At 63.2% G+C, this 16,006-nt stretch carries 15 protein-coding genes and 1 tRNA gene; 5 read left to right on the top strand and 11 right to left on the bottom strand.

Going from position 1 to position 16,006, the window contains the following annotated elements:
• Position 1: 1 nt before the first annotated feature.
• The 6 genes from urtB to hemN form a co-directional block, all read right to left on the bottom strand.
• Entirely contained in the window at positions 2 to 1,621 is a 1,620-nt protein-coding gene (gene urtB / locus JYG37_RS06405; protein ID WP_050011641.1) for an urea ABC transporter permease subunit UrtB, read from the bottom strand.
• A gap of 148 nt (positions 1,622 to 1,769) precedes the next feature.
• Positions 1,770 to 3,077 (bottom strand): urea ABC transporter substrate-binding protein, encoded by a 1,308-nt coding sequence (gene urtA / locus JYG37_RS06410; protein ID WP_050011640.1) that lies wholly within the window; start codon positions 3,075 to 3,077, stop codon positions 1,770 to 1,772.
• A gap of 357 nt (positions 3,078 to 3,434) precedes the next feature.
• On the bottom strand, positions 3,435 to 3,758 hold the full coding sequence (locus tag JYG37_RS06415; RefSeq protein WP_006476692.1) for a rhodanese-like domain-containing protein: 324 nt from the start codon (positions 3,756 to 3,758) through the stop codon (positions 3,435 to 3,437).
• A 14-nt stretch (positions 3,759 to 3,772) separates the two neighbouring features.
• The gene (locus JYG37_RS06420) at positions 3,773 to 4,429 is read right to left on the bottom strand and encodes a protein-L-isoaspartate O-methyltransferase family protein (RefSeq protein ID WP_050011639.1); all 657 of its coding nucleotides are present in this window, start codon (positions 4,427 to 4,429) and stop codon (positions 3,773 to 3,775) included.
• Between the two features lie 104 nt (positions 4,430 to 4,533).
• Positions 4,534 to 4,791, bottom strand: a complete 258-nt coding sequence (locus JYG37_RS06425; protein WP_006488573.1) for a hypothetical protein — start codon at positions 4,789 to 4,791, stop codon at positions 4,534 to 4,536.
• A gap of 83 nt (positions 4,792 to 4,874) precedes the next feature.
• Complete coding sequence (gene hemN, locus JYG37_RS06430; protein ID WP_213345947.1) at positions 4,875 to 6,266, bottom strand: oxygen-independent coproporphyrinogen III oxidase; 1,392 nt, start codon at positions 6,264 to 6,266, stop codon at positions 4,875 to 4,877.
• A gap of 187 nt (positions 6,267 to 6,453) precedes the next feature.
• Here hemN and JYG37_RS06435 point away from each other — a divergent pair, with 187 nt between their 5' ends.
• The 3 genes from JYG37_RS06435 to JYG37_RS06445 all read left to right on the top strand — a co-directional run bounded on the left by JYG37_RS06435 (position 6,454) and on the right by JYG37_RS06445 (position 8,259).
• Positions 6,454 to 6,771, top strand: a complete 318-nt coding sequence (locus JYG37_RS06435; protein ID WP_050011805.1) for a YkgJ family cysteine cluster protein — start codon at positions 6,454 to 6,456, stop codon at positions 6,769 to 6,771.
• A complete protein-coding gene (locus JYG37_RS06440; RefSeq protein ID WP_089488226.1) occupies positions 6,768 to 7,349 on the top strand; it encodes a DUF1439 domain-containing protein in 582 nt (193 codons plus the stop codon). Before JYG37_RS06435 ends, JYG37_RS06440 begins: the two co-directional genes overlap by 4 nt.
• 79 nt (positions 7,350 to 7,428) lie before the next feature.
• The gene (locus JYG37_RS06445; protein WP_050011636.1) at positions 7,429 to 8,259 is read left to right on the top strand and encodes an undecaprenyl-diphosphate phosphatase; all 831 of its coding nucleotides are present in this window, start codon (positions 7,429 to 7,431) and stop codon (positions 8,257 to 8,259) included.
• A 93-nt stretch (positions 8,260 to 8,352) separates the two neighbouring features.
• Here the strand turns inward: JYG37_RS06445 and trmB are convergent, their stop codons facing one another.
• The 5 genes from trmB to JYG37_RS06470 all read right to left on the bottom strand — a co-directional run bounded on the left by trmB (position 8,353) and on the right by JYG37_RS06470 (position 13,410).
• Complete coding sequence (trmB, locus tag JYG37_RS06450) at positions 8,353 to 9,138, bottom strand: tRNA (guanosine(46)-N7)-methyltransferase TrmB (protein WP_050011635.1); 786 nt, start codon at positions 9,136 to 9,138, stop codon at positions 8,353 to 8,355.
• Between the two features lie 131 nt (positions 9,139 to 9,269).
• A tRNA-Gly gene (locus JYG37_RS06455) sits at positions 9,270 to 9,344 on the bottom strand.
• Between the two features lie 241 nt (positions 9,345 to 9,585).
• The gene (locus JYG37_RS06460; RefSeq protein WP_213345948.1) at positions 9,586 to 11,265 is read right to left on the bottom strand and encodes an AIPR family protein; all 1,680 of its coding nucleotides are present in this window, start codon (positions 11,263 to 11,265) and stop codon (positions 9,586 to 9,588) included.
• Positions 11,266 to 11,558: 293 nt separating this feature from the next.
• Positions 11,559 to 12,515, bottom strand: a complete 957-nt coding sequence (locus tag JYG37_RS06465) for a retron St85 family RNA-directed DNA polymerase (protein ID WP_213345949.1) — start codon at positions 12,513 to 12,515, stop codon at positions 11,559 to 11,561.
• The gene (locus tag JYG37_RS06470; RefSeq protein ID WP_213345950.1) at positions 12,460 to 13,410 is read right to left on the bottom strand and encodes a retron St85 family effector protein; all 951 of its coding nucleotides are present in this window, start codon (positions 13,408 to 13,410) and stop codon (positions 12,460 to 12,462) included. Before JYG37_RS06470 ends, JYG37_RS06465 begins: the two co-directional genes overlap by 56 nt.
• 714 nt (positions 13,411 to 14,124) lie before the next feature.
• On the opposite strand from JYG37_RS06470, the gene JYG37_RS06475 reads away from it, so the two are divergent.
• Together JYG37_RS06475 and JYG37_RS06480 are read left to right on the top strand one after the other, a co-directional pair.
• The gene (locus JYG37_RS06475; protein ID WP_027783759.1) at positions 14,125 to 14,469 is read left to right on the top strand and encodes a cupin domain-containing protein; all 345 of its coding nucleotides are present in this window, start codon (positions 14,125 to 14,127) and stop codon (positions 14,467 to 14,469) included.
• Between the two features lie 339 nt (positions 14,470 to 14,808).
• Complete coding sequence (locus JYG37_RS06480) at positions 14,809 to 15,990, top strand: enolase C-terminal domain-like protein (RefSeq protein WP_050011631.1); 1,182 nt, start codon at positions 14,809 to 14,811, stop codon at positions 15,988 to 15,990.
• The last annotated feature ends 16 nt before the right edge of the window (positions 15,991 to 16,006 follow it).

A 16,006-nucleotide genomic window follows, 5' to 3' on the forward strand; every position in this document is an offset into this window, starting at 1 on the left:
GTCAAGCCTCCGCGCTGCGGCCCTTCGGCGCGAACATGCCCTGCGGGCGTTTCTGGATGAACAGCACGATCATCACGAGCACCGCGATCTTCGCGAGCACGGCGCCCCAGAACGGTTCGATCGCCTTGCTCGCGAGGCCAAGCCCGAAACCGCCGAGCACGGTGCCGGCGATCTGCCCGACGCCGCCGAGCACGACGGCCATGAACGAATCGATGATGTAGTTCTGGCCGAGATCGGGGCCCACGTTGCCGATCTGCGACAGCGCGCAGCCGCCGAGGCCCGCGATGCCCGCGCCGAATGCGAACGCATATGCGTCGACGCGGGCGGTCTTCACGCCGACGCACGCGGCCATCCGGCGGTTCTGCGTGACCGCGCGCACGAACAGGCCGAGCCGCGTCTTCGTCAGCACGGCCCACGCGACGAACACCACCGCGAGCGCGAACGCGAGGATCGCGAGCCGGTTGTACGGCAGGATCAGGTTCTGCATCACCGTCACGCCGCCGCTCATCCACGACGGGTTCACGACCTGCACGTTCTGCGCGCCGAACAGCATGCGGGTGGCCTGGATCAGGATCAGGCTCACGCCGAAGGTCGCGAGCAGCGTTTCGAGCGGGCGACCGTACAGGTGCCGCAGCACGAGCCGCTCGAGCACGATGCCGACGAGCGCGGCCACCGCGAACGACACCGGCACGGCGACGAGCGGATACCAGTCGAATGCGCCGGGCGCGTAGCGCTGGATCAGCGTCTGCACGACATAGGTTGCGTACGCACCGATCATCAGGAATTCGCCGTGCGCCATGTTGATCACGCCGATCAGCCCGTACGTGATCGCGAGGCCGAGCGCGGCGAGCAGCAGCACGCTGCCGAGCGACAGGCCGGCGAACACCGTGCCGACGATCTCGCCGCGGCGCTGCAGCGCGTGCAACGTATCGAGCCCTTGTTGCGCGGCGTCGCGCACGCGCGCGTCGGGTTCGGCGAAGCTGCCGTCGGCGTTCTTCGCGACGAGCGGGCGCAGTTGTTCGATCATGTCGAGATCGCTGCGCGCGGCCACCACCTGCGCGGCTTCGAGGCGTTTCGCCGGATCGGCATCGTGCAGCGCGGCGATCGCCCACAGTGCATCGAGACGGCGCTTCAACGCCGGATCGGTTTCCTTTGCGCGCGCGCGATCGATCATCGGCTTGAGCGCCGGGTCGGGCGACTTCAGCAGCGCGTCGATCGCGTCGCGGCGCGTGGCCACGTCGGGCGACGCGAGCGCGAGGCCCGACAGCGCGCCGGCGATCTTCGTGCGCAGCAGGTTGTTCAGCATCACCGGCTGCGCATCGCCGGCCGGCGTCGCGGCCTGCGTGAGCGCGTCGTATGCGGTGTCGCCGGACTGGATCAGCAGGTGGCCGTCGCCGGTCGCGAGCGCATCGCCGCTCGACAGCGCGTTGAGCACCGCAACGGCGCGCGGATCGGTGTCGGCGGCGAGCCGTTCGATCGCGGCCGTCTTCGCGTCGAAGTCGTCGCCGGCGAGCGCGGCGGTGTCGGCCGCCGTCAGCGCGAACGCGGCGTGCGGCAGCAGGCCCGCGAGGGCGGCGCATGCCGCGATCGCGCGGGCGGCTCGGCGAAAGCGTGTAGGCATCGGGAAATCCTGTCGGGCGTGGGGGAGCGGAGCGGTGCGACGCTGCGTCGGCGCGGGCGATTCGTCACGGCAAGCGCGGCCGGCGCATCGGCAGCGGGCGGGCAAGCGTGCGGCACGTCGCACACGAAGCGCGACGCGCCGCACGGCATCACGCCAGCGCCGCGCGCTGCCGGCGCAGGAACGCCGGGATCGAGCTGACGACGTCCGGCTTGCCCTGGTTGCCCGCGATGAACGGGCTCCACGGCTGCGCGCGCACGGCCGTCTTCGTTTTCCACACGACGTTGAACTGTCCGTCGCCGCGGATCTCGCCGATCATCACCGGCTTGTGCAGGTGATGGTTGCCGTCCATCGCGAGCGTGAAGCCCGACGGCGCGGCCACCGTCTGGCCGATCATCGCGACGCGCACCTTGTCGACGTCGGTGCTCTTCGCCTTCTCGACGGCCTGCTTCCACATGTGGATGCCGACGTAGGTCGCTTCCATCGGATCGTTGGTCACGCGCTTCGCGCCGCCCGGCAGGTTGTTCGCCTTCACCCATGCGGCGAACTGGTCCTTGAACTTCGTGTTGGTCGGGTTCTTCACCGACATGAAATAGTTCCACGCGGCGAGGTGGCCGACGAGCGGCTTCGTATCGATCCCGCGCAGCTCTTCCTCGCCGACCGAGAACGCGACGACCGGCACGTCGGTCGCCTTGATGCCCTGGTTGCCGAGTTCCTTGTAGAACGGCACGTTGGAATCGCCGTTGATCGTCGAGATCACGGTCGTCTTGCCGCCCTGCGCGAAGGTCTTGATGTTCGCGACGATGGTCTGGTAATCGCTGTGGCCGAACGGCGTGTAGACCTCCTGAATGTCGGCGTCCTTCACGCCCTTCGATTTCAGGAACGCGCGCAGGATCTTGTTGGTCGTGCGCGGATACACGTAGTCGGTGCCGAGCAGGAAGAAGCGCTTCGCGCCGCCGCCTTCCGCACCCATCAGGTACTCGACGGCCGGAATCGCCTGCTGGTTCGGCGCGGCGCCCGTGTAGAACACGTTGCGCGACATTTCCTCGCCTTCATACTGCACCGGGTAGTAGAGCAGCCCGTTCAGCTCCTCGAACACCGGCAGCACGGACTTGCGCGACACCGACGTCCAGCAGCCGAACACGCAGGCGACCTTGTCCTGCGTGAGCAGCTGGCGCGCCTTCTCGGCGAACAGCGGCCAGTTCGACGCCGGGTCGACCACCACCGGTTCGAGCTTGCGACCCATCACGCCGCCGCTCTTGTTGATGTCGGCGATCGTCATCAGCGCGGTGTCCTTCAGCGACGTCTCCGAGATCGCCATCGTGCCCGACAGCGAATGCAGGATGCCGACCTTGATCGGGCCGGTGCCCGCATCGGCCGCGTGCGCGAACGGGCTCTTGCCCGCCAGCGCGAGCGCGCCGGCCATGGAACCGAACTTCAACAGACTGCGACGTTTCATCGGGATCCCCTTGTCGTGTTGGATGCGCGTGCGCCGTGGCGGCGCCGGCCATCGTGTAACGCAAGGCATGTGCCAGTCGCGCGGATGCACGCCCGGCGTGCCTGCGCGGGGCACGGGCGGGCACCAGCGGGCATCGGCGCGGTGCGGATGACGCGCCGTGCAGCATGCGCGGTCCGTTGCGGTGCAGACGCACGGGCACAAATGGTGCACGACGGTGCGGCGGCGTCGAAACGCAGGGAAACCGGGGGAGGAAAAGAGAAACGGGCGCGCAGTGCGCGCCCGTTCGGCGGATCGGTGCGGCCGGCGGCGGGGTGCCGGGCGGCGCGGCGGCGCATGATGCGCCGCGGGAAGGATCGATCAGTAGCGCGGCACGGACGGATCGACGTCGCGCGACCACGCGTCGATCCCGCCTTGCAGGTTGTACAGCTTCGTGAAGCCGCGCGATTCGAGGAACATCGCGACCTGCGCGCTGCGCATCCCGTGATGGCACACGCAGACGATTTCCGCTTCGTCGTCGAGCTCTTCGCTGCGCGCGGGAATCTGCTGCATCGGAATCGCCACGCTGCCGGCGATCTGCGCGGTCGCGATTTCCCACGGCTCGCGCACGTCGAGCACGACCGGCGCGGGGCGCGCCGTGTCGCCGAGCCATTCCGCGAGCATCGCGGGCGTCAGGATCTGCATGGAGGCTCCGCCGCTCAGAACTTGAAGCGCGACGGCTCGATCGCGTTGACGAGGTGGTCGATGTACGTTTCGAACACGTCGGCGACGCGGTACTGCTTGTCGTCGATGCGCGTGATGATCTGCGCCTTCATCACCGGACGGCCGCCGACGAACGCCGCCAGGCGGCCGCCGACCTTCAGCTGTTCGAGCATGTCCTGCGGCACGACCGGCAGGCCGCCCGCGACGCAGATCACGTCGTACGGCGCCTTGGCCGCCCAGCCGCGCGAGCCGTCGCCGAGCACGACTTCGGCGTTGGTCACGCCGTCGTTGCGCAGGTTGTCTTCCGCGAACTTCGCGATCGCCGGATCGATCTCGACGGCCGTCACGTGCTGCGCGCGATGCGCGAACAGCGCGGCCAGGTAGCCCGAGCCCGCGCCGATCACGAGCACGTTCTCGTGCTTCTTGACCGCCAGCTCCTGCAGCACGCGCGCTTCGACGCGCGGGAACAGCATCTTGCTCGCGCCGCCCGGCAGCGGCAGTTCGAGATCGGCGAACGCGAGATCGCGGTATTGGGCCGGCACGTAGTTTTCACGCTTGACGATCGACAGCAGGCCCAGGACATCCAGATCCAGCACGTCCCACGGACGGATCTGCTGTTCGATCATGTTGAAACGCGCGTTTTCGATATTCATGGTGTGGTCACGCAGCCAGGTCGGCCATCAGCGGGGATAGAGAAACTTCGTGATTGTACCAAACGGCACGGCCGCGAAGCCTTCAGGCGGCCTGCAACAGACCTTTACCCTTTGCTCTTCTTGATCTGCGCCTCGAACGCGAGGTCGAGCTTGCTCGCCTTGCGCGGTTTTTTGGGGCCAAATTCGTCGACGAACTTGACGAATTCGTCGAGCGGCAGCGGCTCGCAGCGCTTCTCGGCAGTGCCGCCCGAGCGGTCGACGAGATAGAACAGACCGCCCGCCATCGCGACGGCCGCGAATTGCGGGTTGCCGGAGCGGGTCTTCAGGCGTTCGACCGCGTGGGTCGCTTTGGTGGTGCGCATCTTGGGGGCTGGCGAAGCGGATGTAAGCCTCACACTGTATCAAACCGGTCGCCCGCGTGCGGCCGGCGCCCGCGTGAACCGCCCTAAACCGTGCGCGAGTAGCGCTGCCGCGACGTCTGGCCGAGGTACGCGTCGAACGCCATCGCGATGTTGCGCACGACCATCCGGCCGGCCGGACGGATCGTCAACCGGTCGTGCGCGATCGTCAGCAGCCCGTCGCGCTCGAACGGGCGCAGCGCGTCGAGCTCGCGCGCGAAATGATCGGCGAAGCGGATGCCGTGCGCGGCCTCGACGTGCGAGAACGGCAGTTCGAGGTTGCACATCAGTTGCGTGATCACGTCGCGGCGCAGCCGGTCGTCCGGCGTGAGGCGGACGCCGCGCGCGATCGGCAGCCGGCCCGCGTCGAGTGCGGCGCCGTACGCGGGCAGGTCCTTCGCGTTCTGCGCGTAGACGTCGCCGACCTTGCCGATCGACGACACGCCGAAGCCGATCAGGTCGGTATCCGCGCGCGTGCTGTAGCCCTGGAAATTGCGCTGCAGCGTGCCGTTGCGCTGCGCGCGCACGAGTTCGTCGGACGGCCGCGCGAAGTGGTCCATCCCGATGTACACGTAGCCGGCCGACGTCAGCATGTCGATCGCGAGGCCGAGCAGCGCGATGCGCGCTTCCGGCGGCGGCAGCGTCGCATCGTCGATCTGCCGCTGCATCTTGAACAGGTGCGGCATGTGCGCGTAACCGAACACCGACAGGCGATCGGGCGCGAGCTCGATGATCGTCTCCAGTGTGCGTGCGAACACGGCGACCGTCTGGTGCGGCAGCCCGTAGATCAGGTCGACGCTCACCGAATGGAAGCCTGTCGCGCGTGCGGCGGCGAGCAGGTCGGCCGTCATCGCGCGCGGCTGGATGCGGTTGATCGCCTGCTGCACGACCGGGTCGAAATCCTGCACGCCGAGGCTCAGCCGATTGAAGCCGATCGTGCGCAGATGGACGAGCGTCGCCGGCGTGACCGTGCGCGGATCGATCTCGATCGAGAACTCGGCGTCGGCGTCCGGCGCGAGCGCGAAATGCTCGCGCGTGGCCGCCATCAGCTCGGCCGTTTCGTCGTCGGACAGGAAGGTCGGCGTGCCGCCGCCCCAGTGCAGTTGCGTGACGGGGCGCGACGGATCGAACAGCGCGGCCTGCAGCGCCATTTCGCGCTTGAGCTGGTCGAGATACGGGCGCGCACGGCGGCGGTTGTTGGTCGCGATCTTGTTGCAGCCGCAGTAGAAGCACGCGGTGTTGCAGAACGGGATGTGGAAGTACAGCGACAGGTCGCTCGACGAGGCGCCGGGGTCGCCGGCCGCGCGGACGTAGTCGGCCGGATCGAAATCCTCGCGGAACTGCAGCGCGGTCGGGTACGACGTATAGCGCGGCCCGTTCACGCCGTATTTCGTGAGCAAATCGGGACGGAACACCGGGTCGGCAGATCCAGAACGCATGGCGGTCTCGCGCTTTTTTAGATGGTTTCGAGTATAGGAACACGCGGTCGGGCTGCATTGTGTAATAACGTCGCAGCCGGCGATGGCACAATGCGGGGTGGGGCTGCCGGACGCCGCGTCCGGTTGCCGCATCGTTTTCGGTTGTTCGTTGTTCGTTATTCGTCGAGAGAGCCGAGTGTCCGTCGAAATGCCTGTCCGCGCGGCGCCCGCCGACGTCCCGCCGCCGCATGCGTGCCGCGAGGGCTGCGGCGCGTGCTGCATCGCGCCGTCGATTTCCAGCCCGATTCCGGGCATGCCCGACGGCAAGCCGGCGGGCGTGCGCTGCGTGCAGCTCGGCGACGACCTGCGCTGCATGATCTTCGGCCGGCCCGAGCGCCCCGCGTGCTGTGCCGGGCTGCAGCCGTCCGCCGACATGTGCGGCGCGTCGCGCGACGACGCGCTCGCGTGGCTCACGCGCCTCGAGGCCGCGACGCGGCCGGCGCATCCAGGAGAGAAATCAGCATGACCGTCCCTCGCGCGCCTGGCCGGCGCCGTTTTCTCGCTGCCGCCATTGGCGCCGTCGGCGTGTGCGTATCGCTTGCCGCGTGCGCGTCGACGTTCCCGTTCATCCCCGATCACTACACGTTCTCGCGCGGCGACGTGCAGAAGGCCGTCGCGCGGAAGTTTCCTTACCAGAAGACGGTCGCCCAGGTCGTCGACGTGTCGCTCGCGAATCCGGCCGTCAACCTGCTGCCGGACCAGAACCGCGTCGCCGTGCAGCTCGACGCGAACTTCGTGAGCCCGTTCCTGCGCGGGCCCGTCAGCGGCAAGTTCACCGTGTCGGGCCAGCTCGCGTACGACGCGCCGAGCCGCTCGGTCGTGCTGAAGGCGCCGGCCGTCGACAGCCTCGCGCTCGACGGCGACGCGCAGATGTACGCGCAGCAGGTGGGCGCGGCCGCCGGCCTGCTCGCGACGCAGCTGCTGACCAACTATCCGATCTACACGTTCAAGCCGGAACAACTGCAATTTGCCGGAGTGAACTACGAACCCGGTACAATTACGATCCTTACAAACGGCATACGCGTGGCGATCGTCGAAAAGTGACGACGGAGCGCGCACGGCCGGGTGGGCCGCGCGCGCAAGAGTGGCCTTTTCTTTCGACCATTTCGGAGTTGGGCCACGGATGGACTGGATCCTGATCTGCAAGGCATTGATCCTCGGCGTCGTCGAGGGGCTGACGGAATTCCTGCCGGTGTCGAGCACCGGTCACCTGATCGTCGCGGGCAGCTTCCTGAATTTCAACGATTCGCACGCGAAGACGTTCGACGTCGTGATCCAGTTCGGCGCGATCCTCGCGGTCTGCTGGGAATACCGGCAGCGGATCGTGTCCGTCGTGTCCGGGCTGCCGAGCCGGCCCGATGCGCAGCGCTTCACGCTGAACGTCGTGATCGCGACGATTCCCGCGATCGCGCTCGGCCTCCTGTTCGAGAAGAAGATCAAGGCCGTGCTGTTCTCGCCGGTGCCCGTCGCGTTCGCGCTCGTCGTGGGCGGCGCGATCATCCTGTGGGCCGAGGCGCGGCAGCGCGAACGCGGCGAGCCGCCGCGCGTGATGTCGGTCGACGCGCTGACGCCGCTCGACGCGCTCAAGGTCGGACTCGCGCAGTGCTTCGCGCTGGTGCCCGGCATGTCGCGCTCGGGCTCGACGATCATCGGCGGGATGCTGTTCGGTCTCGACCGACGCGTGGCCACCGAATTCTCGTTCTTCCTCGCGATTCCGATCATCTTCGGCGCGACGCTCTACGAAACCGTGAAGGACTGGCAGGCGTTTACCGTCGATTCGCTCGGCCTGTTCGCGCTCGGGCTCGTGTCGGCGTTCGTCAGCGCGTTCGTGTGCGTGCGCTGGCTGTTGCGCTACGTCGCGACGCACGATTTCACGGTGTTCGCGTGGTACCGGATCGCGTTCGGACTGTTCGTGTTGCTGGTGGGTTACAGCGGCTGGCTGAACTGGGCGTGAGGCTGGCGAGCGGTCGATGCGCCGCTCGATGAAAAAATCCCGACCGGCGCGAGACGCCGGTCGGGATTTTTTATGCTGCGCAGGGTGGGACGCTCAGCTTGCGCGCTTGCGGAACACCAGGTCCCACACGCCGTGGCCGAGCCGCAGCCCGCGCCGTTCGAACTTCGTCACCGGGCGGTAGTCGGGGCGCGGCGCGTAATCGGCGGCCGTGTTTTCGAGCGTCGGTTCCGCGCCGAGCACTTCCAGCATCTGCTCCGCGTAGTTCTGCCAGTCGGTCGCGCAGTGAATGTACGCACCGGGCTTCAGGCGCGACGCGAGATGCGCGACGAGCGGCGGCTGGATCAGCCGGCGCTTGTGGTGACGCGCCTTGTGCCACGGATCGGGAAAGAAGATGTGGACGCCGTCGAGGCTTTCCGGCGCGATCATGTGCTCGAGCACCTCGACCGCGTCGTGCTGGATGATGCGGATGTTCGATAGATCCTGCTCGCCGATCAGCTTCAGCAGCGCGCCGACGCCCGGCTCGTGCACCTCGACGCCGAGGAAGTCATCGCCCGGGCGGTGCGCGGCGATTTCCGCGGTCGACGCGCCCATCCCGAAACCGATCTCGAGGATGCGCGGTGCACTGCGGCCGAAGATCGCGTTCCAGTCGGGCAGTTCCGGCGCATACGGGACGACGAAGCGCGGGCCGAATTCGTCGAGCGCGCGGCGCTGGCCGGTCGACACGCGGCCGGCGCGCGTCACGAAGCTGCGGATGCGGCGGCGGTGCAGCGGGTTGACTTCGTCGGCGCCTTCCGTGGCTTCGCCGGCTTGGTCGGCTTCGTCGGGAATGGCGTCGTCGTGCGGCGGAAGGCCGGCTTCGTTCGGATCGTCGTGCATCATCGGTACAGAGAAAGGCTCGGTTCGGGCGAGGGCCCGTTGCGCAGCAATGCTGCCGGGCGATTCGGCGCATGGTACAAAAAAGCCGCCTTCGACGAGGCGGCTCATGCGCAGGCTGTCGTGCAGCCGGAAAGTGGAGCGGGCGATGGGAATCGAACCCACGTCATCAGCTTGGGAAGCTGAGGTAATGGCCATTATACGACGCCCGCAGAACGCACGATTGTACAGGGTTTGGCGTGAGGATGGCAAGCGAGGCGTCTTGCCGGCAGCGACTGGCATGGCCACTTGATGGAGTGGTGGCGTCGCTGGCAGCGGTAAGTGCTTCGACTCCCGAAAATTCGCTTTCGCTCGACTCTCGATGTCCGTTACCCGGCTACGACGAGGAGATATCTCCGCCGGAATTCGCGAATGTGGGAACGAATAACGGCGGGCGAGAGCGGACTACCGGATTTAAGGAAACTGCTCTAACAGCTTCGCTTTCAACGCAACGAGAAACTGAGTGCCCTTTGCTGTCTGATCGTTCGCACCCAATTGCCGGTAAATTGACTCTACAATCAAGATGCTGTCGTTCATGATCGCGTCCGTAATGGATTCGGACTTGATAGCTGCCAATTGCTCTGAGCTGGGGGTCGCGACTCCAGCCAGAGCCGCAGAGGCGTGCATCGCCACGTAAAACAACAGATTGTTACGGTCTTTGGGGGCAAGATCTTCGCGCCCCCGAAGGCTCGCCTGTGCGGTTTTCACAATGGTTGCGGCAATCAGATAGATCTGTATTGGTAGCTTTGGGCTGAAAATGCGGTTGTAGTCCTCGTCCTTCTTGATAAGTGATGATGGGCGAGCGCGAGCATCGTCGGGACGTTGAAGAACGATGGACATCATGGCTTGCGCCATGAGGGCAATGCCTATGATTTTGTCAATAGGTCTGCCCAACTGTTTTTGCGAATTTTTTCGGCGATCGTAGTAAATCGCAAACGGAACCAAAAATTCTTGGATATCCCGGTGGATTTTTTCCGTGGCGCGCAAAGACGCGGCGGGAATTGACGTTTGGCTATTCGTTGCCTTGATGATTCGGTCGCGGCTAGCGGGCTCATTCGCTACGATTACTCGCACCATGACACATCTCTCATCGGCATCTGTGTTTGCGCCGTGGAAATAGTTGAAAATTTCTGTCGATGTTTGCTGCCCATTGACGATCTGCGGATCTTCAACCGTCAAAATCTTGCCGCCTTGTACAGCCCGGCTCGCGACCACTGTGACGCCGTTGTTTAACCACCAGAAGTCTTCCGGTCCGCCAGCGAGCAGCGTTTGTTGCATATCCTCATTCACTTGGTTGCTGCCTTGATAGTCCCGAACGTTTGCTTCGAAGAGATTCTTTCTAAGTTGGCCGTTGTCTGCGCGAATGAAGTTTATGAAATCTTTCAGACGAACAAGTGCTATATATCCGTCACGACCTGTCAGGCTTTCAAGAAATTTCAACTCAAAAGAACTTGAAGGTTGTCGACGAGCTAGCCCCAATAAATCACTTGCGCCATAAAAAGAAAATTCATACTTGGCATGAGGAAATAAACCAAGCACGACTTGCCTGAGATCGTCCGTCTTGCGATGAACGTTCGGATGAACACCATTGCTTTCGCCGCGGCTAACATAAAAGTACATGAATCGCAAGGTTGGAAATCGGCCGGCAATCGCGGTGTAGAGCCTCCGAAAATTACCCACCCCTTCCAATACGCCCTCATTGTACACCGACGTGTAATCAGACAATGGATTTGCCAGTGCAAACAAATGCCCGGTTACAGCGATCAGCTTGTTGATGGTGGCCTCATCGAAGCCATTGCTCGTCTTGCTCTGGATGATGACGACATCGATGACGACACTTTTCTTAAAGGTCGTGTGATCAAAGTCTTCTTGAACTAATTCACCATTTGCAAAAGTGTAGATCGCGTCGATCCCGCCGTCGTGACCTCCACCTGTTAAGCCATATTCGACTTCATCGTCCGACAAGTCATAGTCTTTCAGGACCTGCTCTGCCACATATTGTTCAAAAAAATCCGACTTGGTAGCGGTTGGTGCTCGCGATACCCGTTGTTCTTCCAGAATTTGGTCCAACAGGACTTGATCATTGTTTGCCATGTGGCGTGAGCCTCGTTTCTCTAGTTTCTTGTGCTATATCGTCACGATACGAAATTCGCGCACCGTTTTCCGTCAAGCTATGCAATTCTACTTCGGGATGGCGTGGTGTACAGCGCGCAGCCAACCAGCATGTATTTCCCAAAGACGATGGGGCACGATCGTATGGACCGATGCAGTCTTGCCGGCTAGAGCAGATGTCAGGGGATGGTTGCAGCATGGACGACACCAAATACCAAAAACGATTACCCGTTGCTGACCATCGGTCAAGTTCGCGCGTTGATTGCTGACTGCACTCAAACGGGATTCAGGCTGGGATGCCCGCGCAACTTAGCGATCTCCGCGTGGTACCTGAACGATAGGCGGGTGAACAGGTCAGGATCGGCGTGTTCAATAAAAGCTAGGTGTCCTCGCAGTTTTTCGTTCTCTGCAGGCTTCAACCGTCCGGTCGAGAATAGCTTCAGTAGCATCCGAATGTGGTCCCTGTAGTTCGCGTGGATGCCTACGTCCCCGTCATTATTCACGCGCAATCCGGTGATGAGGGTTGTTCCTCCCTTACGGCTCATGAATCGAGTCTTCTCATCGTTGATGGATAGCTTAGGGCTCGGCATTGACGCCAGCAAGCTCCGCATTTCCGATAAAAATTCGTTGCACGCGCCTTTCTTGTCCGTAGAGAACACGAAGTCGTCAGCGTACCGTGTGAGGACCCCTCGACCAAAGCGCACGGAGTCGCGCGATACTGCTGCCACCAGAGCTGTATCCAACTCGAGCATGACGATGTTTGCAATTCTCGGCGACGTCATGTAGCCGACTGGTAGCCTGTCGGCGCGATCGAAGCACGCGTTACGCACCACTGCCTCGAAATCTCCGCCAGATGCCCATTCGGGAAGCAATTCGCGTGACCTTGACAGTGCGAGCAACAGATCGCGAGAGCGAATCGATGGGAAAAAATTCGACAAATCGATTCGAACGGAATAAAGAGATTTGCTGTGGGCTCGCGCGTTCTTGACGATCGAGGTTCCGGGTTCAAACGCGGTAGCAATGGAGCTTACCGGTGCGTTAGATAGAACACGAGAATCAAGCCAACTCAATACAAGCTTAAGTTCGGAAGCGGGCTGAATCATTACTCGTTCGCCGCCAGAGCGTTTTGGGACTTTGATTCTTCTGAATCGAACGTAAGCAAGTCGCAAAGCGCTTTCAAGCAGCGATTGCGGGACCGACAACTCGTTCGCCATGCGTTCCACGATGTTCATCGGCAAATCGCTTTGGGTTTGTTTGGAGGTGGTATCGTCGAAACGTTGCCATCAGCGTGTTTGTATCTGCTGCGTATTGCAGGAATGGCGTAGTTGTCGTTGCTTGGAATACCCATTCGGTGCCGATCTGATTGCTAACAATAAGCCTCGCTTCGCGAAGAATGCCAAGCAGACTTTTCGCCATGTCGAAGCTTTTCTTCCCGAACGTAGTGATGAGGACGTCAATGAGCTCGGCGTGGGTGACAGGACCCACGAACAAAACCAGGTCATGGATGAAATAGAGGCTCAGTTTGCTAGCAGACAGGTCCGCGATGTCCGAGCTTGTGGGCTTTCCGACTGAAACCGGCCTGGCGTCAACCGCTGCTTTGAGCTCGCTAAAGATCGCGCCGATCCCATCGGTTTTCGATAGGCCGTCCGCACCCATCGGATACCAAAGGATCGGCGATTTGCATTCCGTTGCTGCTGCAAGAGGGCCAGTGTCTATGAATGAGCCGTTTCCGCGGAACTGCGAGTCGTTAACTATGATTAATTTTTCTCTCAGCGTTTGGTGGGCAAACGCGCCTAGCTCGCAGAAGGCGCTGGGACTTTCCAGAACGATGAGGATTCGATCTGCGATTGCCGAGATTTCGTGCTCAAGGTCCAACGCGTTCTTACCGTGGCCCACCTTGGCCAACTCATTAAACACGCCCTCGGCGTAGATCACCCGGTAATCAGACGAAATGCTTTCGACGAAGCGTTTAATTGCTTGTCGCCTCGGGGAGGGTACCCCAGGACTGCGGTTCGCTCCGCAGAGAAACAAAAGGCGGTTCGCCCGTGACAGAGATGGATGGCGAACGCCCAACCGTGCGGCGAACTTTGCCAACTGCTTGCTGATCGCACTGTTCTTATGTTTCAAGTCGCGCACGAGCATGCCTACTAGAGCGTCGATGGGAGCCGTTTTGGCCCGCCGTCGACTGACGGCGGGACGGAACGGCTCCCATCGCCAGAGAGGTAAAAAAGCTAGGCGGATTGCAACCCGCAACCCGGTTCAATACATCCGAACAAATGCTAGGCAGGGAAATTATTGCCGAACCACTTTGCGTATGCAAGCAATAAATGCTTCTCCTTGTCGCGCTAACGATGCGCGGACGAGAGCTGGCTATATCGTCAACTTCTTGAGATTGGTGCTCGTGTGAAAACTGGCATCGCGACGAACGTCGCGTCAACAGTAGTTCTTCGTGGAGTTTGGAGAAAACCTAACGTGAGAACGCGTGAATAGCGGTCTTGATTAACGCGCTCGGGCTTGGAAAGCCGAGGTAACAGTCATCATACGGCGCCCGCAGAGTGCGAAGTTCTACACGGTTTGGCGGCGATGTAGCCAGCGTGGCGTTCGGCAAAGGGCTTCGCGTTCTCCGATGGTGTCCCATTTCGATGCACTGGCTACGCGAGCCGGTCGACCGTAACGTGAGGCGCCATGTGGCGCCACGGCCTGACGAAACGCACTGGCGGCACGCTTGCCCGCCGGCCAATGTCGAAAATCGACGAGTCCATGTCGGAAGCGTACAAGCCCGGGTAACGCTTTCGAACTAACGTGACAGGCTTCTCATACGATCGTCAGTCTGGAGCCGACATGTCCGATTTCATCACCGTTCTGCGCAAAACCTGCCCGACGCCTGTTCTCGATGCGACCAAGTGGAAGCGCATCGGCGGCGATCCGCACACCGTGAACCTCAACGCGTACGTCTCGAAGGACGGCAGCAAGATCATGGGCACCTGGATCTGCACGCCCGGCAAGTTCGAGGTGAACTACGAAAAATGGGAGTACTGCCACTTCCTCGACGGCTACTGCATCATCACGCCGGAAGGCGAGGAGCCGGTGCATCTGAAAGCCGGCGACGTGTTCGTGATCGAACCCGGCATGAAAGGGACGTGGGAAGTGGTGGAGACTGTGCGCAAGTACTTCGTCTTCGCCTGAGCGGGCGGTCGATTCTATCCAACCCCTGCATACCGTCATCGCCCCACGTCTTCGCGGTTCACGAAGCCGGGAGGGGCGAGCGAGGATTCCGGTTCAATAAAAGTCGTCCCGGGTTCGGAAACAGCGCGCTGAGGGCAGCCACAGGCTTGGCGCGCTTCGTTATCCAGCCGCAATCCATGACGAATTGAACGCACGGTTGTCCGGCGACGACACGATGACGCTCGCCACCGGTCCTGCACACCGTCACGCAAACCCCTAAGATGCAGCGATCCGCCCACCGCTTCCGCTGCCGCGCATGAACCTTCCGCCTGCGCCGGACGCCCCTCCGGAGCCCCGACCATGCGCATCACCGCGATCCACGAACGCGCGATTCCCGTATCCCGCTATGCCGATCCGGCGATTCCGTCCGGCGGCCTGACGACGAGCGTCGTCGCGGTCGTGACCGACGTCGTGCGCGACGGCCGCCCGGTGACGGGCTACGGCTACGCGTCGATCGGCCGCTTCGCGCAGGGCGGCCTGATCCGCGAACGGTTCGCGCCGCGCCTGCTGGCTGCCGCCGACTCACTCGCCGACGAAGCCGGCACGAACCTCGACCCGTTCCCCGCATGGCGCGCGATGATGGCCGGCGAGAAGCCGGGCGGGCACGGCGAACGCTGCGTCGCGGTCGGCACGCTGGACATGGCGATCTGGGACGCCGCCGCGAAGATCGCAGACCTGCCGCTGCACCGCTTTCTCGCCGACCGCCTCGGACGCACGGCGCCGCCGCGCGTGCGCGTGTACGCAGGCGGCGGCTACCGCTATCCGCATGACGATCTCACGCGCCTGTCGGACGAGATGCGCCGGATCGTCGATCTCGGCTACACGCACGCGAAGATCAAGATCGGCGGCGCGGATTTCGAGCAGGACCGGCGCCGCATCGACGCCGCGGCCGCACAGCTCGCCAGCCCTTCGCATCTCGCAGTCGACGCGATGAACACGTACGACGCGACGACGGCCTACGAGGCGGCGAACATGCTTGCGCCGTTCGATCTCTGGTGGTTCGAGGACATCTGCGATCCGCTCGACCTGCCGCTCCAGGCAGACGTCGCCACGCGATACGCATCGCCGATCGCGGCAGGCGAAGCGCTGTTCTCGCTCGCGGAAGCGAAGCTGCTCGACCGTTACGGCGGCCTGCGTGCCGACCGCGACGTGCTGGTGTTCGATCCCGTGCACAGCTACGGGCTGTCGGGCTATCTGCAGATCGTCGATCACTTCGTGTCGCGCGGCTGGCGGCGCGACGCGTTCTGGCCGCACGCCGGTCATCTGTTCTCGCTGCACGTCGTCGCGGCGCTCGGGCTCGGCGGGGCGGAAGTCAGCCCGTTCGCATTCCATCCGTTCAGCGGACTGGCCGATGGCGAAAACGTTGACGCGGGACACGCACGCGTACCGCAGGCGCCGGGCATCGGATTCGAGCTGCATGCCCACGCGCACGACGCGTTCCGCGCGATATCGGAATCGGTGCCGGTGTTTCGCGGCGTCTAGGCGCTCAGGTAGCGAC

The sequence above is a fragment of the Burkholderia sp. LAS2 genome (assembly GCF_018417615.1).
GTDB classification, from domain to species: Bacteria; Pseudomonadota; Gammaproteobacteria; order Burkholderiales; family Burkholderiaceae; genus Burkholderia; species Burkholderia sola.